The sequence below is a fragment of the Ralstonia sp. 22111 genome, assembly GCF_052045895.1.
GTDB lineage: Bacteria > Pseudomonadota > Gammaproteobacteria > Burkholderiales > Burkholderiaceae > Ralstonia > Ralstonia wenshanensis.
Window position 1 is genome coordinate 887751 of record NZ_JBQEPR010000001.1, and the last position, 21591, is coordinate 909341.

The 21591-nt window shown below is 59.3% G+C and carries 21 protein-coding genes; 12 read left to right on the forward strand and 9 right to left on the reverse strand.

Translation table 11 applies throughout. The features are described from left to right. Positions 1 to 73 precede the first annotated feature (73 nt). Positions 74 to 853, reverse strand: coding sequence for a TetR/AcrR family transcriptional regulator (locus ACTJK4_RS04170; RefSeq protein ID WP_440816213.1), 780 nt, complete (start codon positions 851 to 853; stop codon positions 74 to 76). A gap of 207 nt (positions 854 to 1060) precedes the next feature. Between ACTJK4_RS04170 and ACTJK4_RS04175 the strand changes: the two genes are divergently transcribed. The 8 genes from ACTJK4_RS04175 to ACTJK4_RS04210 all read left to right on the forward strand — a co-directional run bounded on the left by ACTJK4_RS04175 (position 1061) and on the right by ACTJK4_RS04210 (position 10586). Then, the gene (locus ACTJK4_RS04175) at positions 1061 to 2659 is read left to right on the forward strand and encodes a bifunctional 3-(3-hydroxy-phenyl)propionate/3-hydroxycinnamic acid hydroxylase (protein WP_440816839.1); all 1599 of its coding nucleotides are present in this window, start codon (positions 1061 to 1063) and stop codon (positions 2657 to 2659) included. Between the two features lie 9 nt (positions 2660 to 2668). Beyond that, entirely contained in the window at positions 2669 to 3739 is a 1071-nt protein-coding gene (locus ACTJK4_RS04180; RefSeq protein ID WP_440816215.1) for a VOC family protein, read from the forward strand. Positions 3740 to 3771: 32 nt separating this feature from the next. Further along, on the forward strand, positions 3772 to 4728 hold the full coding sequence (locus ACTJK4_RS04185; protein WP_440816218.1) for a fumarylacetoacetate hydrolase family protein: 957 nt from the start codon (positions 3772 to 3774) through the stop codon (positions 4726 to 4728). Next, the gene (locus tag ACTJK4_RS04190) at positions 4725 to 6689 is read left to right on the forward strand and encodes an acyl-CoA synthetase (RefSeq protein ID WP_440816221.1); all 1965 of its coding nucleotides are present in this window, start codon (positions 4725 to 4727) and stop codon (positions 6687 to 6689) included. The genes ACTJK4_RS04185 and ACTJK4_RS04190 overlap by 4 nt, the downstream gene beginning before the upstream one ends. 58 nt (positions 6690 to 6747) lie before the next feature. Next, positions 6748 to 7635 (forward strand): OmpW/AlkL family protein, encoded by an 888-nt coding sequence (locus tag ACTJK4_RS04195; RefSeq protein WP_260802939.1) that lies wholly within the window; start codon positions 6748 to 6750, stop codon positions 7633 to 7635. Between the two features lie 413 nt (positions 7636 to 8048). Beyond that, positions 8049 to 8351, forward strand: a complete 303-nt coding sequence (locus ACTJK4_RS04200) for a hypothetical protein (RefSeq protein ID WP_294868013.1) — start codon at positions 8049 to 8051, stop codon at positions 8349 to 8351. Positions 8352 to 8362: 11 nt separating this feature from the next. Then, positions 8363 to 10102, forward strand: coding sequence for a DUF2334 domain-containing protein (locus ACTJK4_RS04205; protein ID WP_440816224.1), 1740 nt, complete (start codon positions 8363 to 8365; stop codon positions 10100 to 10102). A gap of 352 nt (positions 10103 to 10454) precedes the next feature. Beyond that, a complete protein-coding gene (locus ACTJK4_RS04210) occupies positions 10455 to 10586 on the forward strand; it encodes a hypothetical protein (RefSeq protein WP_260802935.1) in 132 nt (43 codons plus the stop codon). Positions 10587 to 10597: 11 nt separating this feature from the next. On the opposite strand, the gene ACTJK4_RS04215 is transcribed toward ACTJK4_RS04210, so the two are convergent. The 3 genes from ACTJK4_RS04215 to msuE form a co-directional block, all read right to left on the reverse strand. Then, positions 10598 to 11623 carry a methionine synthase gene (locus ACTJK4_RS04215; RefSeq protein WP_414560255.1) on the reverse strand — a complete coding sequence of 342 codons (1026 nt, stop codon included), beginning with the start codon at positions 11621 to 11623 and terminating at the stop codon, positions 10598 to 10600. A 195-nt stretch (positions 11624 to 11818) separates the two neighbouring features. Further along, positions 11819 to 12802, reverse strand: coding sequence for a DUF1852 domain-containing protein (locus tag ACTJK4_RS04220; protein WP_294868016.1), 984 nt, complete (start codon positions 12800 to 12802; stop codon positions 11819 to 11821). 45 nt (positions 12803 to 12847) lie between these two features. Continuing rightward, positions 12848 to 13429, reverse strand: a complete 582-nt coding sequence (gene msuE, locus ACTJK4_RS04225) for an FMN reductase (RefSeq protein ID WP_440816842.1) — start codon at positions 13427 to 13429, stop codon at positions 12848 to 12850. Between the two features lie 108 nt (positions 13430 to 13537). On the opposite strand from msuE, the gene ACTJK4_RS04230 reads away from it, so the two are divergent. The 4 genes from ACTJK4_RS04230 (at position 13538) to ACTJK4_RS04245 (ending at position 17005) form a co-directional block, all read left to right on the forward strand. After that, on the forward strand, positions 13538 to 14461 hold the full coding sequence (locus tag ACTJK4_RS04230; RefSeq protein WP_414560257.1) for a LysR family transcriptional regulator: 924 nt from the start codon (positions 13538 to 13540) through the stop codon (positions 14459 to 14461). Between the two features lie 362 nt (positions 14462 to 14823). Then, on the forward strand, positions 14824 to 15402 hold the full coding sequence (locus tag ACTJK4_RS04235) for a hypothetical protein (RefSeq protein ID WP_440816228.1): 579 nt from the start codon (positions 14824 to 14826) through the stop codon (positions 15400 to 15402). Then, positions 15399 to 16517, forward strand: a complete 1119-nt coding sequence (locus ACTJK4_RS04240) for an ImmA/IrrE family metallo-endopeptidase (protein WP_440816230.1) — start codon at positions 15399 to 15401, stop codon at positions 16515 to 16517. The genes ACTJK4_RS04235 and ACTJK4_RS04240 overlap by 4 nt, the downstream gene beginning before the upstream one ends. After that, positions 16514 to 17005 (forward strand): hypothetical protein, encoded by a 492-nt coding sequence (locus ACTJK4_RS04245; protein ID WP_440816233.1) that lies wholly within the window; start codon positions 16514 to 16516, stop codon positions 17003 to 17005. The genes ACTJK4_RS04240 and ACTJK4_RS04245 overlap by 4 nt, the downstream gene beginning before the upstream one ends. Here ACTJK4_RS04245 and ACTJK4_RS04250 read toward each other — a convergent pair. From ACTJK4_RS04250 to ACTJK4_RS04270, 5 genes are all read right to left on the reverse strand, one after another. Next, a complete protein-coding gene (locus ACTJK4_RS04250; protein ID WP_440816236.1) occupies positions 17002 to 18099 on the reverse strand; it encodes a hypothetical protein in 1098 nt (365 codons plus the stop codon). The two genes, ACTJK4_RS04245 and ACTJK4_RS04250, sit on opposite strands and share 4 nt — an antisense overlap. 219 nt (positions 18100 to 18318) lie before the next feature. Then, complete coding sequence (locus ACTJK4_RS04255; protein ID WP_440816238.1) at positions 18319 to 18540, reverse strand: hypothetical protein; 222 nt, start codon at positions 18538 to 18540, stop codon at positions 18319 to 18321. Between the two features lie 312 nt (positions 18541 to 18852). Continuing rightward, complete coding sequence (locus ACTJK4_RS04260; protein WP_440816241.1) at positions 18853 to 20265, reverse strand: HEPN domain-containing protein; 1413 nt, start codon at positions 20263 to 20265, stop codon at positions 18853 to 18855. A gap of 34 nt (positions 20266 to 20299) precedes the next feature. Beyond that, positions 20300 to 20902: a hypothetical protein gene (locus ACTJK4_RS04265; protein WP_440816243.1), complete on the reverse strand. Its 603-nt coding sequence runs from the start codon at positions 20900 to 20902 to the stop codon at positions 20300 to 20302. Between the two features lie 55 nt (positions 20903 to 20957). Then, the gene (locus ACTJK4_RS04270) at positions 20958 to 21578 is read right to left on the reverse strand and encodes a hypothetical protein (protein ID WP_440816246.1); all 621 of its coding nucleotides are present in this window, start codon (positions 21576 to 21578) and stop codon (positions 20958 to 20960) included. Positions 21579 to 21591 lie beyond the last annotated feature (13 nt).

Here is a 21591-nt window from a genome sequence, read left to right on the forward strand (position 1 = left end):
AGGTTGCGCGCCACCATCGTCCCGGCACCGGTAGGAAGCGGGACCGTTCTGCCGTATAAGTTCGCAGGGCCTTCTACGGTTGCGCTTGTAAAACCTCGGCGTTTGCGCCCATCTTTGGCAATGGGCGATGCGCAATCTCTTCGGCTTCTGTGTGGCTCAATCCGAGCATGCGCAGCAGCGCGGATGCCGCCCGTTCCGGAAGATCGCTTTCATTGGGGGCGAGGTCTTTCAGCAGCGTGGCTGCCGGCTCCGATTGCGCATCGATCTGCACGCCTACAGCCACGGCGGCGAGGACGGTGCCGCCAACGGAAATCAGGCTCATCAATGGATCGGGCGCGTCAAACCGACCTGCCGCCACGCCCCGCCCGATGTCGCGAAGCAGCCGCTGGCCAAGCCCACGGCTGAGGATGCGCGGCGAGAATCCTTCGCGAATCAGGAATTGCCCCCACACCGGCTCACGTCGCGCGCGTAGCAGCGTGTGCCGCACGGATACGGCAATCACTTCGGCAGGGTCGGCAAGGCCGTCGGCAATCCGGTCCAGCGTGTCTGCGAACTCCTCGAACACCCAGTCCGTCAGCGCCAGGTAGATCGCCTCTTTCGATTCGAAGTGGTTGTAGAACGAGCCAAAGCCGACATCCGCGGCCTCGGTGATCTCGTTGATCGCAACGCCCTCCATTCCCTTCTCGGCCATCAACTTGAGCGCTGCCTCTAACAGGCGCGACCGTGTCTCGCGTTTGCGACGCGCTCCACGTGGCTCCTTTTCTTCAACGACGGTGGCGGCTCGTGCGGCCGCGGTAGCCGCTGTGGCGGATTTGGAGGCCTTGGCGGGGCGGGGCGGGGAAGTCCGGGGCATGGAGTCGAGTCGATGAAGCGGGGGTTAGAGTTTAACCTGATCAAAGTTGACAAAGTTATCAGTTATGATTTGAATATCGAAGACGCCCAAACCATGGGCGATACAAGAACAGGAGTTCGCGTGGAGACAGCTGCACACGAGGCGCAGGAAGCGCTTCCGTTCGCGCCCCGATCAACTCAGGCGGTCGATTTGCCTTCCGCAGTCGACGTGCTGATCGTGGGTTTCGGCCCAGTAGGCGCCATGGCGGCAAATCTGCTCGCCAGATACGGCGTACGGGTACTGGTCGTGGAGAAATCCACCGAGATCTTCATGGCGCCCCGCGCCATCGCACTCGACAACGAAGCGCTGCGCATCCTGCAGATGGCGGCTATCGGCGAGCACGAACTCGACACCATCGCGATCCCGTTTGTGCGTATGCGCTCGCCGGTGTTTGGCGAATTCGCACGCGTCAATACGCTCGGCGGCGCCGATGGCCATCCAAAGCTCGTCACGTTCTACCAACCCGATCTCGAGCGCAGCCTGCGGCGCCAGCTCCAGCAGTACGACGGCGTGCACACCGCGCTGGGCGCCGAGTGCAACGGGCTTGAGGCCGCCGACGACCACGTCGTCGCCTCAGTCGCGTTGGCTTGCGGACAGACGCATCGCGTGCGTGCGCGCTACGTCATCGGCGCAGACGGCGCCAGCTCCGTCGTTCGCGGGTTGATCGGCCAGGCCTTCAAGGGCAAGACGTTTGCCGAAGACTGGCTCATCGTCGATGCGCGCAACGTGCCGAGCCCGATCGACCACGTTGAGTTCCTCTGCAACCATCGCCGCCCGACGCCTCACATGACAGCCCCGGGCGGCCGCGAACGCTGGGAGTTCATGCTCAGTCCCGGTGAGACGCGCGCCGAAATGGAATCGGACGAACGCATCCGCACCTTGCTCAAGCCTTGGTGCAACGTCGACGACATCGTCATCGAGCGCAAGGCCGTCTATCGCTTCCACGCGCGCGTGGTCGATACGTTCAGCAGGGGGCGTGTCTTTCTTGCCGGAGACGCAGCGCACATTACGCCGCCCTTCGTTGGACAGGGGCTTGTTGCTGGTCTGCGGGATGTGGCCAATCTCTGCTGGAAGCTGGCATGGGTCGTCCAGGGCCGCGCGGCGCCGGGCATTCTTGATTCGTACGATCGCGAACGCCGCCCGCATGCGAAGGCGATGATCAATCTCGCGAAGTTCATGGGCAAGCTCGTGATGCCGCGCAACGCCGGCGTTGCGTTGCTCACGCACGGGCTCATGCGCTTTGTGCGCATGGTTCCCCCGTTGCGTACCCAGCTCGAAGAACTCGGCATCAAGCCGAAGAACGCGTTCGCACGGGGCCTGTTCGTCAATGGAAAAGGTGGTTCCCGGTTGCGCCGTGGCGCCGTGCTTGCCCAAGGCTGGGTCCGCGGCAGCGATGGCACGGCTCAACTGAGCGATGACGTATTCGGCGGCGCGCTCGCGTTGATCGGCTTTGGCCAAGACGTCAGCACACAACTGGATGCCGACACGGCCAACACGTTTGCCGCCGCCGGCGGCAAGGTGTTCCGCATCACGCATCGCGGCCAGCGCCTGCACGTGGCGCAAGGCGAGTCGTGGGAAGACCTGGAAGGGGTTTTCCTGCCGCGTTCGGTGCCCTTTGGCTGGGCCGCTGTCGTCCGCCCCGATCGCACCATCGTCCATGACGGCCCGGCACAGGACGCCGCGCGCCTTGTACGAGAAAGCCTCGCATTGCTCGGCGCATCGGCCGGGCAGGCGTCTTCCCTGGCACCCGCCGCACGCGCCGCTTGAGGTCTCACCATGAAACTCACGACTGCCCAACCTGCCCGCCACCCGAACCCGACCACCAAGGCGATCGAACTCGCTTACCTGATTTTCGAGCGGCCAGACCTGACCAAGGCAGAGCAGTTCCTGACCGACTTCGGTCTGCACACCGTGGCGCGCGATGACGAACGGCTGTTCATGCGAGGCACCAGTGCCGCCCCGTTCTGCTACGTCGTCCACAAGGCAGATACAGACCGCTTTGTCGGATTCGGCTTGCGTGTTGCCGACAGCAAAGACCTGGAATCGCTGGCCCGCGTGCCGGGTGCGTCAGGCGTGGAGCCCATCACCGCACCGGGCGGCGGACTGTGCGTGCGCCTGCGTGATCCGTCCGGCTTTCGCGTTGATGCCATCTGGGGCCAGGCGCCCAGCGGCACGCTGCCGCATCGCGCGGCACTGGCGCTCAATACGGCCGACAGCATCGTCCGCGTGAATGACACGCAGCGCGTTCAGGCGAAGCCGCAGGAGGTCATCCGCCTGGGCCACGTCGTGCTGGAAGTGGCCGACTACCAGGCCACGAGCGCCTGGTACACACAGCACTTCGGCTTCATTCCCAGCGATGTGCAGGTGCTGCCCGATGGCTCACCGGCGGTGGCGTTCATGCGGCTCGACCTGGGCGCAACGCCTGCCGATCACCACACGCTCGCGCTCGCCCAGGGCTTCGCGCCCATCTACAGCCACAGCGCATTTGAAGTGATCGACGCCGATGCCATCGGCATGGGGCAGCGCATCCTGCGCGAACGCGGCTGGAAGCATGCGTGGGGCATCGGCCGGCACATCCTGGGCAGCCAGATCTTCGACTACTGGCAAGACCCCTGGGGCGACAAGCACGAACACTACTGCGACGGCGACATGTTCACCGCCGACCAGCCCACCGGGATCCATGCCGTGAGCCGTGAAGCGATGTCGCAATGGGGCCCCGTCATGCCGCGCAGCTTTACGAAGCCCAAGCTCTCTCTGTCCAAGCTCGTCGCGCTGCTGCGCAACCTGCGCAACAGCCCCGACCTTACAGTCGGCAAGTTGCGTACGCTGGCCAAGCTGTTCGCTTAACCCGTTTCCTGACCGACCGCCCCGATACGCCCATGGCACTGAATGTTCTGCATTACCGATACCAGGGTCGCGCCCAGTGGGGCCTGATCCGCGCCGGCATGATCACGCCCATTCCGGGCGATTTCCCGACCACCGCTGCGTTTCTCCAGTCCAACACGGTGGAAGCGCTCTCGGGATTGGCCGGCGCCGCCATCAAGGTGTCTGAGGTCGAAATCCTTTCGCCGGTCACGCGCAATCAGCAGTTCGTTTGTCTGGGTGCGAACTATCGGCAGCACATGATCGAGTCGGGCATGAACCCGGACGCCAAGCACTTCAACATGGTGTTCACCAAGGCGCCGGGCTGCATCGTGCCTGCCACGTCCGACGTGGTGCGGCCACGCCACGTGCGGTTTCTCGACTACGAGATCGAGCTGGGCCTCGTCATGAAACGCGAGGTGACGACGCGCGAGTCGGTCACGGATGCCAATCTGCATGACTACGTGGCGGGCATTGTCATCGTCAATGACTACTCGGCGCGCGACATCCAGATTCCGCAGATGCAGTTCTACAAGGGCAAGAGCTATCGCACGTTCGGCCCGGTGGGCCCGTACCTGTGCCTGTTGCAGCAACGCGACTTCGGCCGGCTGCGCGATCTGCAACTCAGGCTGACCGTCAACGGCGTGATCCGGCAAAGCGATTCCACCGCCAACCTGGTCCACGGGCCCGCAGAAACCTTGACCGAGCTGTCGGGCGTTCACGATCTGCACACCGGTGACCTGATCGCCACGGGTACGCCCGCTGGCTGCGCGCTGAGCGTTCCGTCCCCCGCGAAGCAGCGCATCGCTGCGCTGTTGCCGGAAGTCACCAAGTGGCGGATGTTCATGAAGGTGCAGGCTGCGCGCCCGCAATACCTGAAGCCCGGCGACGTTGTCGAAGCGCGCATCTTCAGCGCAGACAGCGAGATCGACCTCGGCACGCAGCGCAACCGCGTGGTGGAAGACGCAGCATGAACGGCATTGCAAACCAGAGCGACATCCTCGCCATTGAAGTGCGGGGAATGCCCGCAGACCTACCGACCAGTACGTACGAGATGATCCGGCGCGGCGCCGCCATCAATCCGTCTGCTCCGGCGCTCTCGTTCTTCCTGCGCGCGGCAGATCATCGCAAGGCGCAGACGTGGACGTATCACGAGCTGGTGCGAGACATCACGCGCACGGCCAACCTGTTGACGCGGCTCGGTATTCGCCGCGATGAAGTGGTGGCCTACGTGCTGCCGAATCTGCCCGAAACGCATTTCGTGATCTGGGGTGGTGAGGCAGCAGGCACGGTCTGCGCCATCAACCCGCTGCTTGAAGGGCCCGCCATTGCCGATCTGCTCAAGGCTGCCGGCGCGCGCGTGCTGGTCACGCTTGCGCCGTTTCCGGGCACCGATCTGTGGCCGAAGGTGCAGCGCATTCTGGGCGAGGTGCCATCGCTGGAGCATCTGGTGCTCGTCAACCTGGCCGACCGCGTGCGTGGGCCCAAGGGCTGGATGGCGCGGCTCGTGCAGCGCCGGGAATGCAAGCGGCTGTATGGCCGGGAAGGTGTGCGCGCCGCCGTGCCGCGACATATCCACTTGCACGACTTCGGCACGGCGATGGCGCGTGAATCCGGCGCAACGCTGGCGTTTCCGCGGGTCTTCAAGGCGGGGGATACCTCCTCATATTTCTGCACAGGCGGCACCACCGGCCTGCCCAAGATTGCCATGCGCAGCCATGGCAACGAGGTAGCCAATGCGTGGGCCGCAGGCCAGTTCCTGGGCAACAGCGTCGGCCCTGGCAAAACGATCTTCTGCGGGCTGCCGCTGTTTCATGTGAACGCGGTGCTGGCGACCGGGCTTCTGCCGTTCTTCAAGGGGGCGCACGTGGTGCTCGGCACCCCCCAGGGGTACCGCGGCGATGGCGTTGTCCCCCGCTTCTGGGAGATCGTCGAGCGCCACCGCATCAACTTCTTCAGCGCCGTGCCAACGCTCTATGCAGCATTGCTCGATGTGCCCCTGGGCCAACACGACATCAGCTCGCTGCAGTACGGCCTGTGCGGCGCGGCACCCATGCCCGTCGAAGTCTTCCGCACGTTCCAGCAGCGCACCGGCGTCAAGATTCTGGAGGGCTACGGCCTGACCGAAGGTACGTGCGTGAGCAGCGTCAACCCACCGCTGGGCGACCGGCGACTCGGCTCTATTGGCCTGCGCGTACCGGGCCAGCGCATGAAGGCCGTAGTGCTCGGTGAAGACGGCCGGTATGTGCGTGATTGCGGTACGGATGAACCTGGTGTCCTCGTCATCTCGGGCCCGAACGTATTTAGCGGCTACGTGCAACCTGAGCACAACAAGGGCCTGTGGATCGACCTGGGCGATGGCCGGGCGTGGCTCAACACGGGTGATCTCGGCCGCATGGACCATGACGGCTACTTCTGGCTGACCGGCAGAAAGAAGGAGCTCATCATCCGCGGCGGCCACAATATTGATCCGGCCACCATTGAAGAGCCGCTGCACCGGCACCCGGCTGTCCAGATCGCGGCGGCCATCGGGCGACCCGATGCACATGCCGGCGAGCTGCCCGTGGCGTACGTCCAGCTCAAGCCCGGCGCCACGGCCAGCCGCGAAGAACTTGCCGACTTCGTCCGCGAGACAATCCTTGAGCGCGCCGCGCAGCCAAAGCAGATCCACATCGTTGATGCCATGCCGCTCACGGCGGTGGGCAAGATCTTCAAGCCCGCGCTCAAGCGCATGGAGACCGCCGATGCCTTGCACTGCGCGCTGCGCGAGGCAGGCATCGAGGGCGTGCGCCTCGTGCTGGACGAAGACAAGACCACCGGCATCTCGGTACGTGCCGGCCTGCGTGACCCAGCATCGCACGACGGCGTGGCAGCGGTCCTTGGCCGATTCCCGTTTTCGTTTTCTATCTCGCCAGACGGAGGCGCGCCTCCCTAGTCCGTCACGCCCCAGCCTGCCTTAGCCAATACAACGATTCCAAAACAGGAGACACACCATGGCGCACTTCACTCTGCGCTTCGCCCCCGCTCGTTCTTTTTTTGCCGTGGCAGCCGCCATCGCAATGGCAGCGCCCGTGGCGCATGCCCAATCCAACGAGGCGCAGACCGCCAGCGATGGCAGCTTCTTTGACCGCTACATCCGCGGGCGCAACGTGCTTTCGGTTGGGGTGCTTCATATTCAACCCACGGATTCGTCAACGCCGCTGTCCACCTCGACCAGCGCGCTCGGCCTGGGCACCTATGAATCGCCTGGCACCAGTGCCAAGACGGGCAGCTCAACCACGCTGTCGCTCACGCAGACGTATTTCGTCAACGACAACTGGGCCGTCACGGCGGTCGGCGGCATCCCGCCCACCACGAACATCTACGGCCGCGGCAAGGTCGTGGCGCCCGTGCCGGGGCTTGGAAATCTCACGCTCATTGATCTGGGGCTGCCCAAGAACAACCCCGTTGCATCTGCCCGTGCGTGGAACCCGGCGCTCATTGGGCAGTACTACTTCGGCACCGCGCAGAGCAGGCTGCGCCCGTTCATTGGTGCGGGCGTCAGCTACAACTTCTTCACCCAACTGCGCCTGAACTCGAATTTCGTCAGCGCCATGCAGAACCTCGGCCAAGTCCTGCAGTTGGGCATGGGCCAGATCCCGACCGGCCCCGCCAAAGTGTCAGCAGCGACCTCCAGTTCCTGGGCGCCCGTAGCCAACATCGGCATGTCGTACGAGTTCGCCCAGAACTGGACGCTTGTCGGCACCGTCGCCTATCTGCCCTTGAAGACTACATCCACCATCACGCTGCGCAGCCAGGAAGGCCAAGTGCTGGCCGTCAACAAGACGCAGATCAACGTGAAGCCGGTCGTCTTCAGCCTGAATGTTGGATACCGGTTCTAGTGGATCGAGAATGGAAGGCCAATAGCTAGCGTCGAAACTCTGCGGGCGGCATGCGGCCTTCAAACAGTCGCATTCCACTGTCTGAACTCCGAATTTTCGACCTCCGGGGCGACTCAGGCCAGCCTGTTTCACGGTTGAATCCGTTTCGGCGTTTTTTTTTGAAGAAGCGCCATCGCCAAAGCGCTCAGGTGTAGTGCGTTCGAGCCTTTAGCCGACTTGGTGTGATTTTTGCACGGCTCATACGACCTCAGCGCCATCAGCCCTTTACATAGCGCGGTCAGAACGTTCGACAAGTGGCATCGAGAGGGAATGGCACGAGGGCCGTCAAATCTCGTTGTTGCGGCAGTGTTTGGAAAACCGGGACGAGCGCTTCCCTGAGGTGAGGGAGGCACGTTTGGTCAAGGGGACAAATCATGACTTCCAAACATTGCGCGCCAGCGTGGGCATGCACGGGCCTGCTGGTAGCTGTGATCGGGCTTGTGGGGACAGCAGAGGCGGCGGGGCCGACAAGCGTACCCAACAATGCCGGCTTGAACCCGCCGCATATGCAGAACGGCAAGGTGGTTCCGCCGCCGCGCCCGAGTGTGCCGACGGTGATCGTGCCGGGCATGCCGCGTTCGCTCATGCGTGAGGCAGAGCACGGCCATAGCACGGGCGGCACGATCGCCTCTCCGGCGTCGGTACATCGCCAGGACGGCAAGGTCTGGGTCGACTAAGGGGCACGATCATGAAAAAAGTCATCCTGGCGTGCCTACTCGCGCTCAGTCTTCTTATCGTGTATCGGCCGATCACGATGCCATCGGCGCAGGCCGCAACGACCTTGAAGGTGCTGGTGCTGTATGACGCACCGCCAAACGACCCCTACAGCAATCTGGGGTTTGCCTACGCAATCATGCTGCGTAACCTGCTCGGGCACTGGAATACGACGGTCAGTCTGGTGCCGATCCAGAACTACACCGCTGGCTCGGTGCAAGCCAACCAGGCCACGTTCTATCTGGGCGATTACTACAACAACACCATCCCCCCCGCGTTCCTCAAGGACGTAATGTCGACCACCTCCACGGTGGTGTGGTTCAAGTACAACCTGTGGGAACTGGCTTGGGACACGGTCGATTACACCAATCCGACCTTCACCCAGAAATTCGGCATAGCCTTCGACCAGGTTTTCGGCTTCAACGGCAACGTCTATCCGTCGTCGAGCAATCCGAATCCGGGATTCTTCGATACCGTGACGTACAAGGGCATGTCGATGGTGAAGTACTACAGCTTCAATGCCACGACAGGTGCCGTCAGCGCTGACCCGGACATCGGCATCACGCAGGTGACGGACGCCACCAAAGCACAGGTGCTAGTGAACATCACTGACAGCCAGAGCGGGGCGGTTGCGCCCTATGTGGTTCGCTCGGGCAACTTCTGGTATTTCGCCGATCAACCGTTTTCATATATCGGCCCGCGTGACCGCTACCTGGCGTTTTGTGATCTGTTGCACGACATTCTGGGGGACAGCGCGTCAACGGCGTACACCCACCGGGCCATGGTGCGCTTTGAAGACATGAACGCTTATACGAGTACCAGTTCGATGAAGAAGCTCACGGACTATCTGTACAGCAAGCACATTCCGTTTTCGATGGCGACCATCCCCGTCTATACAGACCCGAACGGGTACTACAACAACGGCGTGCCGGAGACGATTACGCTCGCTAACGCGACCGGGTTGAAATCTGCAATCAACTACGCGCTCAAGCGCGGGGGTAAGGTGATGATGCACGGCTACACGCATCAGTACGAGAACATTCCCAATATCGACAACGCAGTGAGTGGCAATGATTTCGAGTTCTGGTATGCGACCGCCAATACCCCGACCGACGACGACTCACTTCAGTGGGCTGGAGGGCGGCTGGATGCGGGTCTCCAGCAGTTCACCAATAACGGTTACAAGCCGTTTGCGTGGGAAGCCCCACACTACGAATCGTCGCCGCTGTCGATCGCTGCAGTGCCGCCACGCTTCAACTCAACGTACCAGCGCGTGGTGTATTTCGCCTGCACCAATAACACCACGAGTAGCGTCACCAATACCAATACCATTTGTAGCAATGGCGATCTGTACACGCTCAATTCAACGGCCAACAACCATGCGTTTGCGGTCGGGCAGTTCTTTCCGTACGTGATCTATTCCGATTACTACGGCCAACGCATCATTCCTGAAAACCTGGGCAACATCGAATACAACATCTGCAATATCGATCCGTTCTCGTGCCTGACCTACACTTGGCAAGATATTTACCTGAATGCTCAATATGCTCGGGTGGTACGCGACGGTTTTGCCTCGTTCTTCTTTCACCCGTTCTGGCTGGACTCCGATATGTCAGGCACGGCTGCTTCCAACGCGTTCCAGGATTTCCAGAGCCTAGTGAGCGGCATTACTGGCCTGGGGTACCAATGGGCGGATGCAAGCACGCTTAAATAGGGTGCCTGGATGTGAACCGGCAAGGCGGCGGAGACCACACCGCCGCCTTGCAGGGGGGCGCGAAAAGCCGTTGCTATAGCCAGTCCGCGAGTTTCACCGAGGCCGGTTTGCCGTCAATCATCGTTGCCGGTCGGTCGGGGCAATTGTCGGGGGTTAGTCGGGCATGGTTGTCGCTAGATGGTTGTCGGCGGCGCCCGGTCTGTTTGTCGCTGGCGGAGTGCTTCCAAGTATCTCGCGCCAGGAGTTCGAGACCTCCTGCATGCAAGACGTCATGCCGGGCCGCCTCGTTATCTGCAAAGACGAGGTGAACGAATCGGTGGACCCGGAAGCCTTCTAGCTGCGGCTGTGCAATATGTTCACCCAGCCGCTCCACAGCCTGCTTGAACTGCCGCAGATCGACCGCATCCGCTGGCACCTCTTTTCCGATGTGCGCATCGTTAGCCGGCAAGGCAGCCCGTTTGAGGCGGATGACCGGTCGCGATGACCGGGCGGACGTTACGCCTTAGCAAGCCGCTCCTTGGCCAGTCTCGTGCCTTCTGCCAGCGCTTCCAGCTTGCGCCACGCCACGTCCCGCGCCATCGGCGCCAGGCCGCAGTTCGTGCACGGGAACAGTCGCTCCTTCGGCACGAACGCCAGCGCCCGGCCGATGGTGTCAGCCACTTCCTCAGGTGTCTCTACCACGTCGCTGGCCACATCGATCACGCCGACCAGCACGTCCTTGCCGACCAGCAACTTCATCAGGTCGGGCGGCACATGGGAGTGGATGCATTCCAGGCTCACCTGGTCGATGCGGCTGCGGGCAAGCGCGGGGAATACCGCCTCGTACTGACGCCATTCGTCGCCCAGGGTGCGCTTCCAGTCGGTATTGGCCTTGATGCCGTAGCCGTAGCAGATGTGCACCGCGGTCGTACAGGTCAAGCCCTGCGCCGCGCGCTCGAGCGCCTGCACGCCCCAGTCAGCGGCGTCCTTCATGTAGACATTGAACGCGGGTTCGTCGAACTGGATGATGTCCACGCCATCGGCTTGCAGTGCGAGCGCTTCCTGGTTGAGCAATTCCGCAAACGCGAAGGCCATCTTGACCTTGTCGCCGTAGAAGCGGTCTGCCACGGTGTCGACAATGGTCATGGGGCCGGGCAGCGTGAACTTCAGCTTCTTCTTCGTGTGGGCGCGCGCCAACTGGGCTTCGAAAGCGTGCACGCGGCCCTTCAGGCGCAGGGCAGCAACCACCTGCGGCACCATCGCGTCGTAGCGGTTGTCGCGGATGCCCATCTTCACCTTGTGCTCGAAGTCGATGCCCTCGACCTGCTCCAGGAAGCCGTGCACGAAGTGCTGGCGCGATTGCTCGCCGTCGCACACGATGTCCAGACCCGCGTCTTCCTGGGCTTTGATCCACAGCAGCGTCGCGTCGGCCTTGGCCTGGAGCAGCGCATCGCCTTCAGCCCTCCACTGAGGCCAGAGTTTGTTGGTTTCAGCCAGCCAGGCAGGCTTCGGCAGGCTGCCGGCGATGGAGGTTTCAAACATCGGACGATTCCTTTCAAGAAAGATGGGTGTGGCAAACGTGCTTCGGGACCGTTTTGCCAGAGCAGCCGCGGGATGGTGTGTTATGTGGGGCAGGACTGCCGGCAGCGCCGATGCGAGTGCCGCTAGACAGCGATATTCGCTTCGGCAAGCCTGGTCAACGAGATGTGGGAAGAATGGCCCATGTATTTTGGCCAGTCAGAGCGCGAAATCGGTCGCCCATTGTTCAAGGACGCGCTTATAGGGCTTGATGAAATGCTCCTCTGCAAACTTCCCTTGCTTGACAGCCAGCTGGCTGCGTTCTTCCCGGTCATAGACAATCTGCGTCAACGAGTAATCCTGATGCTTCAGGCTCGGTTGATAGAGTTTTCCTGCTGCAGCATTGGCGTTGTAAATTTCCGGACGATAAATCTTTTGAAAGGTCTCCATGGTGCTGATGGTGCCGATCAATTCGAGATTCGTGTAATCACCCAGCAGGTCGCCTTGAAAGTAGAAAGCCAAGGGTGCAACGCCATTCGGCGGCATGAAAAACCGAACCTGCATCCCCATCTTTGCGAAATACTGGTCAGTTGAGGACAGTGCATTCTGTTGGTACTCCACACCCAGTACGGGATGCTGGTTCCCGGTCCGCCGATAGGTCTTGCTGGTCGAGGCGCTGATGCAGATGACAGGCGGCTTGCTGAAGCGCTCCTTGTAAGCGCGCGAGTTGACAAATTGCTGGAACAGCTTGCCATGCAAGTCGCCAAAATCGTCTGGAGTGCTGAATTCCGCTCGATGGGCGTTGTACTCCGGAAGCAGGACGCTGAAGTCGTAATCGCGCACATAGGAAGAAAAATTGTTTCCCGCGATGCCGTCGATGCGCTTGTTTGTTGTCCTGTCGAGAATGCTGGTTTTCAGTATCTCGATCAGCGGAAATACATCGTTGCTGCTTTGGGCGTCAAGGTTCATCTCGACAGAGATGATCTCGAGTTCGACAGCGTAGCGATCTCCCGTGGGATTGTCCCAATGCGCCAAATCATTGAAGCGATTGTCAATCATCCGCAGTGTGTTGCGCAGGTTCTGCTGCCGATTCTTTCCGCGGGCCAGGTTGGCAAAGTTTGTGGTGATGCGAGTGCTGTCCGATGGCTGATAGTTTTCATCGAAACAAATGCTTTTGAGGCTAAAGGTGAGTTCTTGGTTCATTGTGATCCAGTGACCTAATTTCGGAGAGAAAAGCCAATTCGTGTTTCAGGCCACAACCACCGCATCGGCCAGAGACGACCTGGCGTGGTGCGTCAATTCGACCAACGGCAATGCCCGTTGGACGGCCAGTCTTGCCCGCTCAGTCAGGGCCTCGTCCTGCAGGCGGTAATCCACGAAATCCTTGTCGGTCGCGTAGACGCCCAGCGGCAACGTGCGTGCCTGGAAAAAGCTGAACAGCGGCCGTAACTGGTGGTCGATCACCAGGGCATGGCGCTCACTGCCGCCGGTGGCTGCCAATAGAACCGGTTTGTCGATCAAGGCATCCTGGTGAATGAAGTCGAAGAAATGCTTGAACAGCCCGGTGTAAGAGCCGCGGTAGACCGGCGTTGCCACCACCAGGACGTCAGCTTGCTCGACCGCCGCGAGCTCCCGCTCCACCGTATCGGGCAGTTGGGATCGCCAGATCGCGCCGGCAAGCTGTGGTGCGAGTTGGCCCAGTTCGATCAGGCGTTGTTGGCACGGAACTTCGTCGGCGATCAGATCCAGCAGGTGCTCTGCCAGGGCTGCAGCCTTGGAGGGGCGCTGCAGTCCGCCGGAAACCGCTACTACTCGAAGTGGACGTGTCATTTTTGCTTTCAGATGGCTGCGATCGAACAATCGGAACGCATGGTATTGATGTGGATCAATGAAGTAAAATGGTTTTATTTCACAAATTCATGAATAGGAATCATGTGAATGCTTGAGCGCATCCACCTCAGCATCGTTCAGCAGGTCGAGAAGCAAGGGTCGTTGACGGCCGCCGCAGGCGTACTGAACCTGACCCAGTCGGCCCTGAGCCACAGCATGAAGAAACTAGAGCTTCAGCTGGGCACCGACATTTGGCTGCGCGAAGGACGAAGCCTGCGCCTGACGCAGGCCGGCCAATATCTGTTGGCCGTGGCGAACCGGGTGCTGCCGCAACTGGACTTGGCCGAAGAGCGCCTCGGCCAATTCGCGCAGGGCGAGCGCGGGGCGCTGCGTATCGGCATGGAATGCCATCCCTGCTACCAGTGGCTACTCAAAGTGGTGTCTCCCTATCTGGCCGCATGGCCCGACGTGGATGTGGACGTCAAGCAGAAGTTTCAGTTCGGCGGGATCGGTGCGTTGTTCGGCTACGAGATCGACCTGCTGGTCACGCCGGACCCGTTGTTCAAGCCGGGGCTGAAGTTCGAACCCGTATTCGACTACGAGCAGGTGCTGGTCGTGGCCCGGGGCCATGCCCTGGCTTCGGCGGCCTATGTGAAACCCCAGCAGTTGACCGGGGAAGTGCTCATCAGCTACCCCGTGGACATCGAGCGCCTGGACATATACAGCCAGTTCCTGTTGCCGGCCGGTGTAACGCCCAGGCGCCACAAAGCCATCGAAACCACCGACATCATGCTGCAGATGGTGGCCAGCGGCCGCGGCGTGGCCGCCCTGCCGCGCTGGCTGGTCGAGGAATACGCGGCCAAGATCGACGTGGTGCCCGTGCGGCTGGGCGCGCGCGGCATCGCCAAGCAAATCTTCCTGGGCGCACGCGAAGCGGACACCGCCATTGACTACGTGCGGGCCTTCATTGAACTGGCCCGCCAGCCTGCAATCGCTACCAACACTGCCATTGCCCAAGGAGCCAAAGGATGAACACCGATCGGCAAGCTGGGTGGTCACCGGGCGCGCTTGCCGTTGTCGACTGTCGAGATTCACTCAACTCTGAACCGGCGGGCCACGATTTGTAGGCGTCGCCGGCGGAGTTGCTCAGCCAACTCTGAACTCTTGGTTCACCTAACTTTGAACTATCCGTGGTTTGGTTCACGCAACTCTGAACTTCCCATAGCGCATGAAAGCGATCCATTAGTATCTTTTTGTCTCGCAGTCGATGTGCGGACATCATTCCTTTTTCGAGCGCGCGCCCAGGAACAACGTGCTAACGTTTCTAAAGTGCTTGCGGAACCTAGGGCACTGTATAAAAATACAGTATGCATCCGACTGCGGGGGGCGCGTTCATGTCCAGCTACATCTTTGTATCTCCCGGCTCAGACCCTGGGGCTGGTCATCCTCTCGTAGATCCGATACTGACTTCGTCGCGACCCACTATGGGCACTTGCCGGCCGGACTTGCGTCGGCTGGTGAGGCCTGGTGATCATATTTTTGTTGTCAGTGGTAGTCGTGGTCGGACCTATCCTCAATACGTCATCGGCGGCATGGAAATCGATGACAAGCTTGAGGATCAACTTGAAGCGTTGCGTCAACGGCCGGAAAACGCGCTTCGGTTCGACGAAAACGGACAGAAGTACGGCAACATCATCGTGACTGCGAACGGCGTTCAACACCCGCTTGATAAGCATTCGAAGTTTGAGAGCCGTATTAAGAACTACATCATTGGCAAGAATCCCGTTGTGCTCGAGAGCGAGAGAGAAGTGCAACTAGGGCGCGAGCACTCGCTTGAGATTCTTTCAGAGCTCTTTGATCGTAGAGGCTCTCGTATGCAGCAAGTCATAGGTCGCAATCGTCGGCTTTCGGACGATCAGGCTGAACGACTACGGCACGCATTGGAAGACATCAAACGAGAGGCAAGGTCGTGACAAATATCGCCGCCTATTTGGCGAGCCGAAAGCTCACGATTGAGAAAGCAGCCGCCAAAGCCGGCTTGTCTCGCGACCGATTTGAACAGGTCGCGGGTGGGGCCGGCGCGACTCTGGGCGAGATCAGAAAAATCGCTAAGGCGCTCGGGGTACCTCTTTCGAGCCTGATAGATAAGGCCCCCGCGGAACCGATCCGCTTGCTGTTTCGACAGACATTGGGACAGCGCGAAATCGAGATTGCTCCGCAAGTCGATGTGGTCGCGGCACAAGTGCGGGATGCGCTTGCAATTGCCAGTGGACTGCCATCTGATCTGACTTGGCTAGATTTGTTTCGCGGGCTTGAGCCCCGGGTAGAGAGCGCCGAGGACTTTGCCCAAAAATTCCGTAGCTCGATCGCCAAGCTTGACGACCTTGAGCCGTTCCCCGAGCTTCCAGAAGTTGTCAGCGAGCTCGGTATCTTTATCCTCTTTTCGCGTGATCCAAGCATAGAGGGCGTTTCAGCAATTGTCGAAGGACATGCGCTGATGATCGTGGGGGCCCGTAGTTTCAAACCGCGAATGCTCTTCACGATTGCGCATGAGCTAGGGCACTTGGTGGCGCACCACGATTCGCGTGCGAGTGGCTATGCTCACCTAGATAGAGAAGTCAGTGGGCTGCACGAACCTCAGCGTAACGAGGAAAAATTCGCAGACGCTTTCGCAGCAGCTCTTCTGCTTCCTCGTCCTGGAATCCTCACCGCGCTGAAGGTGATTAGGGAACTATTAGGCATTGAAAAGGGCCCTCTAGGGGCCATCGAGATCGCCTGGATCGCCCACCTCTTCCACGTTAGCTTCGAGGTGGCCGCTAGGCGCTTTGAGGTCCTCGGTCTGCTCCCAAGTAACAGCGCACGAGCCTTCTATCAAAAGCTTGAAGATGACTATGGGAATCCGGAGCGGTTCGCTGCGGCTATCGACATTCCTTCGCGCCCCGATCTGTTGATCTTAACGTCTCAAGCCCTAGTTGATGCCGCAGTTGAGAAGGTCCGCTCGGGAAGCATGTCAATCGGCAAAGCAGCCGAACTGCTGAATATCCCGGTCTCGACCTTGGTGGTCGCCAACGCGGATATCAGCGTGTGATCATTATTCTCGACGCATCCACTCTCATCAATCTTGCAAATGGCGAAGTCTTCGCCAAGGTGATCTCCTTACCAGGTCGCAGTTTCAAGGTAAGCGAAGAGGTGCGTCGGGAATCGAAGACAGTTTCTCGGGCGATTCGGGTAGCCATCAAGCGTGGCGACCTGGAATGGGTTGATGCAGACCTGATAAGTGCAGCTGCATACCAGGACGCGCTCGACATGTGGGGCCTGGGTGCCGGAGAGACAGAGTGTATCTTGGCTGCACAAGCGCTGAATTGCCAGGTGGCATGCGATGACGGTGCCGCCCGCAAGGTCATCGAACAAAGCGTCCCAGGCATCCAGCTCACTGGCTCTATTGGGTTGTTGAAACAGACGGTAGCAGCAGGCCTACTTACTGCAGCGCAGGCATACGAAGCATTTCAGCTCATGAAGTCCCGTGGAGGATACTTGCCCGATCTTGGGCCGGCTGATTTTGTCTTGGCCGCTTAGATCGTTTCAGGACGTAGTCCGAGCTTTTCGTTGCGTAAGGGATTCGGGGCCGTCGCCGCGAGGTCCCGACGCATTGCCACAAACGGATTACCTATGGTCTTCTTGAACCGCGTAGGCGCCTGAAACCAGCTTCCGCATGAATTGCACTCGTGATCGACGTGCGCTGTGTACGCTAACTCTCCATGGTCGAAGTGGGGCTCGTTGCACGAAGGGCAAACAAGATCAACGACTCGGCCCTCAAGATGCGGCATTGCAGACTGTGCCATATAGGTCCGCACTTGGGTGGCGTTGAGTTTCCTGCCATCAATCGTCACCTTTGCAAAAGTATCGTCGATGCACGGCATCTCCTGGCTGTGCGCCGAAAACGCGTGCACGTGGATTCCAATTTCCTCCGCCTCATTTGACGTCCATATAAGAGCCGGGTTCGATCCCCAGATCTGAACCCCGCCGGGGTAATCGCTTTGACGAAGTGAGAGCGTTCTCGGAGCCTTGACGCTCTTAGTTGTGCTGGCGCCAAAGAGCAAGCGCATCGCGGCTAACGGATTGCCTATGCCTGTGCCTGTATCCGAGAACTGCTGCCCGCATCCATGGCACTGGTGCCTCCGGTGAGGATGGACGGCAAACCAATCTCGGTCAAGATGCGGAAAGCCGCAGTAGTTGCAATTTACCGAGATGGTCTCGAAGCCAAATACGCTGGACACCATGTAGTTGATTGCGTCGATTTCGTCGACTTCGGCCCAGCCGTCTGAGAGTAGATCTCGTGAGAATGGAATGCGAAGCTTGCGGTAGGTCTTATCAATATCCTTGCTGCCTTTCTTTGCTAGGCGCGCGTGGACATGGATTCCGCGGTCCACCGGTTGAGTGGTGGTGTCGTATACAGCAGGAACTGAGCCCCATAAAGCGACGCCGCCACGATAGCCGGCGAAATCAAGGTCGAGCGTTTCCTCGGGTCCGATGGGCAAATCGTTCGCAGCGACACATTTTTGCGCGGGAACGCCATATTTGGCTGTGGCATTCGCATGGTGCGCGAGGCACCAATAACGAGTCCCTCCATCCCTGCGCCGACCTACCGGCACGATTTTGCATTTCATCATGAGGCCCTCAGAGAAATCATTGCTGCTTCCTGATCAAGGCCCCCATTGGGCCCGTTCATAAAACATTCAAAAACTTCTACAGCGCGCCTCAAATGCATGAGGACAATGACAACTGGAACAGTGAAAAATCGCCTATAAGGGTCAGGTGGCGCAATCGGTCAACTGAACCCTGCATGGATGGCGGAGTGACAGAATTCATATATGGCTGCCGAAGTCTGCCTATTGTTGCTTGCGCACCAGGTAGAGGACAGCAAGACCAAGCAAACCGACTGCCAAGAGCAGGCAGGAAAACGCAACAAAGTTGGGGAGCGCATTCTTGGCAAGAGGGGCGGCCAGATAAAGACCGTAACCAAGAATAGACAAGACAGCCAGCGCCACAGCGAAGTAAGGCTGCTTGCTTGCGAACTTGGTGAACGCGTTCGCGATAGGGGAAAAGTCCATGTCGTCTCCTTAGCGAAGACGAGCACTGTAGCTCCAGGTTGGTGCTTTTCAGTCAGTGATCGTCATATTCGCCTCATGGACGTTCTCCTTCGAAAGTATCGGAACTAATCTAGCAGACAAATCACAAAAGGCAAGTGGGCGAGCAGGCCCTACTGAAGGAGGGGCATAGACGAAGACCGCTAGAGGGATGGCGGTAGCTTGGCATGGTCGGCCGCGCGAAAGCACCACTCATGCATAGAGTACGTTCGTATCACTCGCACACATACTGACTCAGCGACAACTATGGTGTCAGTTTCGGTTTCTGCGGCCCTTTCATTCTTGTGGCGACGGAGCAGTAAAGGTGAGTCCTGCGGCTCTCAGAATCCTTTCGCGCTCGCGCGCGTACGGTGACCTGTGAAAATACCCCTGGATACGGCTGCGATCTAAACCAATCCGATTCAAAAGAACCGCGTGATAGAGCGGCCGAACTGCCTCGTTGAGCGTGTACATCCTCTGCACAAACAGGTCATAGTCACCGTCGCGTTGGCCCCCGAAGTGGGCAATCTGATTGCGAACGTCTGCACATTCCTTGGCGAACGCGCGAAGTCCTTTCGGCTCAAGGCCAATCTCAAGCTCTGAGAATGTGAGAAATAGACGCTCCTCAAGACTCGGCTCGCCCGCATTCCTGAGTCGGCCGCTCAGCCAGTCACGGTCCTTTTGAAGCTTCACATCGCTAATAATGCGAGCGATCTTCGCCTCAAGCTTGGCTTGTGCTGCTGAGGTTCCGACCCTTCGATGCAGTGACTCGAGGCCGAAGATCGCCGTAGAAAACTTGTTTTCAAGGTAAAGGGCCGGACTCCGTCGAATGCCAAGGTACAGATATAGACCTGGTCCAAGGATGTCCTGCTGTGCTTCAAGGTTGGATAGCAGGGTTCCCAAGCTGGTCGTCGGCCATTTCAAAGCGGCCCAACTTTTCAAGATGTCCACTTTCTGTGGATCTGAACGGCGTCGTTCGAAATAGTAGAGCGCGGCTTGGCCACCGTACCTCACTGTGGGCCAAGGTAAAACCACATCGACGTCAGCAAGCAGCAGAAGAAGGTCCTCAAGTAGGCGGAACTCTTCGCGAATCGAGTCAAGGCTATGCGACTGTCTTGGCTCAACCTCCAAGAACGTCTCTTGCTTGAGAGTCGCGGACTGAAGGTAGAAGTCCGTTGGTGCCGTGTATCTGATGTTTGTCTTCAGACGTAGGGTCTTGCCTGGCAACTTAAAAGTCCGCGTCTTGGGCTTCTGGGCACGAACCGTGGCGCCACGCTGCGTTTTTTTTACCACTACTGTTGGTTCGCTTGCCCAGTCGTCCAGAGCCGCGAGGCCAATCTGCAGATTCGTAACGGCATTCAGGTTGGGCCAATCGTCCAGATGGTGAAAAACCAAGGCATCGCGTGCCATGTATTTTTGGTGCGACAGCGAGTTGCCAAGAGTCATACCGCCGATCTCAATCCGTCGCAAGAACACGTAGCGGTTGTCCTTCAATACACCGAAGATGCATCGTTCTGCGTCAATCCGCTTGAGCACGAAGGGAGTTTCCGCAGGAGAGTCGTCTAACAGCAGCCCAACTAACGAAAGAGTGGAAATGCCGTTTACAGCGATCTCAAGCGTGCCCGCCACGCCTCTGCTGTTGTCGCTAGCTGCCGTGCTAGGTGCATACCACCTAAACACGCCGTCAGCTCTAAGAATTGGCTCGCTCATTTCTCCGCCTTGGTCCTTATACAGTCGGCCGGTTTCAGCATGCCAAGCTTTGCGAGTCGGAATCACTTGGCGATTCTGCTGCCCGCAGAACCGGTTCTGGTTCGGACTGGCCCGTGCCGGCGCTTTGCTCGATTGCTCTGCGTGCACGGTGACGATTTCGCGTCTCCGCAAATTCGAGAAACGTAATTAGTAGTGACAGGACCGTCAGCCCTCCCAGGACAGCTGCTCCATTGAGGTTACCGAACAGCACCGCTATGACAGCCATGACCAAGCCAGACACAGTCATGACCATTGGCACGACCGCCTGACGCACAGATCGGGGCGCTGGCGGTACAAACGTCTTATCTGCGCGAAAGCCAGTCGACTCACTGAAATCCAAGTATTGCCGTCCGGCTGCTGCATTTCTGGCCAATCGCAAGGCTTCCGGGTGCCGCGCGATGTAGCGCACTTCCGCGATCGTGAAATCCGCACCATAGGCTGCGAACATACGACCGGCATCTGCCAAGGTTGGAGCTTCGGCATTCATCTGCTCCCAGGCCTTGGCTACTGCTTCTGGGTTACGAGTGCAGTGCTCGCGCACTATCCACGACAAGAAGCCGCCTACAAGCGAGGCTATGCCGCTGGACTGATTAGTCATTCGGGATGCCTATCATCAAATTGCTTCCATGGTGGTGCGTCGCTACGCTGCCTCGTTAGGCGTTTGATGTTCCATTTTTGACTTGTTTGAGACTAACGGTCGAGCGTCGCAGAGACGGTTTTGGCGGATCCCGATCGAGTGGATTATCACGCGATTGCCTTCTCGCCTCCTTGGTTCCAACAGCGCCGGCAGCATATCTCGTGGCTGCTGTTTCCACCGCATGCGCGAGCGAAGGCAGAAGAGTGCATGAAAACCCACCGAGAATACCGAATGCGGTCAGGAGAGCTGGTGATGGCGAGTGCAAGAATGCTGTTGCCAAGGTCGACATGACAAATCCGGACGGCACTGCCAGCATCAATCGGGAGCGTAGGTACGCGGCGTGTTCCTTCTTTGCGGGGCCTCTGCCAACGTCATTCAGCATGAGAGTTTCATGATCCACTATCTTGGATACCACAAAAACAAAGCCACCGATCACGCCACCAAGAATGCCAGCTGAAGCACCGATCCATCCTCGCTGAGTCATTACGGGATCGAAGAATAGGTCATACAACGCGCAGAAAACAAGCATTGCGGTGAATATGCCGATTGTTGCCACAGACCATACATAATGTTTTCCGGTGAGAAAATCATCTGCCTTGTCGCGGGGCTCATTCTGACTATTGGCTTTCGAGGTCATCCTGTTTTTCCTT

What these genes read in the sequence shown, in the direction of transcription:
- ACTJK4_RS04170 (WP_440816213.1), bottom strand. Translation starts at nt 853, where the DNA reads ATGCCCCGGACTTCCCCGCCCCGCCCCGCCAAGGCCTCCAAATCCGCC.
- ACTJK4_RS04180 (WP_440816215.1), top strand. Translation starts at nt 2,669, where the DNA reads ATGAAACTCACGACTGCCCAACCTGCCCGCCACCCGAACCCGACCACC.
- ACTJK4_RS04185 (WP_440816218.1), top strand. Translation starts at nt 3,772, where the DNA reads ATGGCACTGAATGTTCTGCATTACCGATACCAGGGTCGCGCCCAGTGG.
- ACTJK4_RS04190 (WP_440816221.1), top strand. Translation starts at nt 4,725, where the DNA reads ATGAACGGCATTGCAAACCAGAGCGACATCCTCGCCATTGAAGTGCGG.
- ACTJK4_RS04195 (WP_260802939.1), top strand. Translation starts at nt 6,748, where the DNA reads ATGGCGCACTTCACTCTGCGCTTCGCCCCCGCTCGTTCTTTTTTTGCC.
- ACTJK4_RS04200 (WP_294868013.1), top strand. Translation starts at nt 8,049, where the DNA reads ATGACTTCCAAACATTGCGCGCCAGCGTGGGCATGCACGGGCCTGCTG.
- ACTJK4_RS04205 (WP_440816224.1), top strand. Translation starts at nt 8,363, where the DNA reads ATGAAAAAAGTCATCCTGGCGTGCCTACTCGCGCTCAGTCTTCTTATC.
- ACTJK4_RS04210 (WP_260802935.1), top strand. Translation starts at nt 10,455, where the DNA reads ATGTTCACCCAGCCGCTCCACAGCCTGCTTGAACTGCCGCAGATCGAC.
- ACTJK4_RS04215 (WP_414560255.1), bottom strand. Translation starts at nt 11,623, where the DNA reads ATGTTTGAAACCTCCATCGCCGGCAGCCTGCCGAAGCCTGCCTGGCTG.
- ACTJK4_RS04220 (WP_294868016.1), bottom strand. Translation starts at nt 12,802, where the DNA reads ATGAACCAAGAACTCACCTTTAGCCTCAAAAGCATTTGTTTCGATGAA.
- msuE (WP_440816842.1), bottom strand. Translation starts at nt 13,429, where the DNA reads ATGACACGTCCACTTCGAGTAGTAGCGGTTTCCGGCGGACTGCAGCGC.
- ACTJK4_RS04230 (WP_414560257.1), top strand. Translation starts at nt 13,538, where the DNA reads ATGCTTGAGCGCATCCACCTCAGCATCGTTCAGCAGGTCGAGAAGCAA.
- ACTJK4_RS04235 (WP_440816228.1), top strand. Translation starts at nt 14,824, where the DNA reads ATGTCCAGCTACATCTTTGTATCTCCCGGCTCAGACCCTGGGGCTGGT.
- ACTJK4_RS04250 (WP_440816236.1), bottom strand. Translation starts at nt 18,099, where the DNA reads ATGATGAAATGCAAAATCGTGCCGGTAGGTCGGCGCAGGGATGGAGGG.
- ACTJK4_RS04255 (WP_440816238.1), bottom strand. Translation starts at nt 18,540, where the DNA reads ATGGACTTTTCCCCTATCGCGAACGCGTTCACCAAGTTCGCAAGCAAG.
- ACTJK4_RS04260 (WP_440816241.1), bottom strand. Translation starts at nt 20,265, where the DNA reads ATGAGCGAGCCAATTCTTAGAGCTGACGGCGTGTTTAGGTGGTATGCA.
- ACTJK4_RS04265 (WP_440816243.1), bottom strand. Translation starts at nt 20,902, where the DNA reads ATGACTAATCAGTCCAGCGGCATAGCCTCGCTTGTAGGCGGCTTCTTG.
- ACTJK4_RS04270 (WP_440816246.1), bottom strand. Translation starts at nt 21,578, where the DNA reads ATGACCTCGAAAGCCAATAGTCAGAATGAGCCCCGCGACAAGGCAGAT.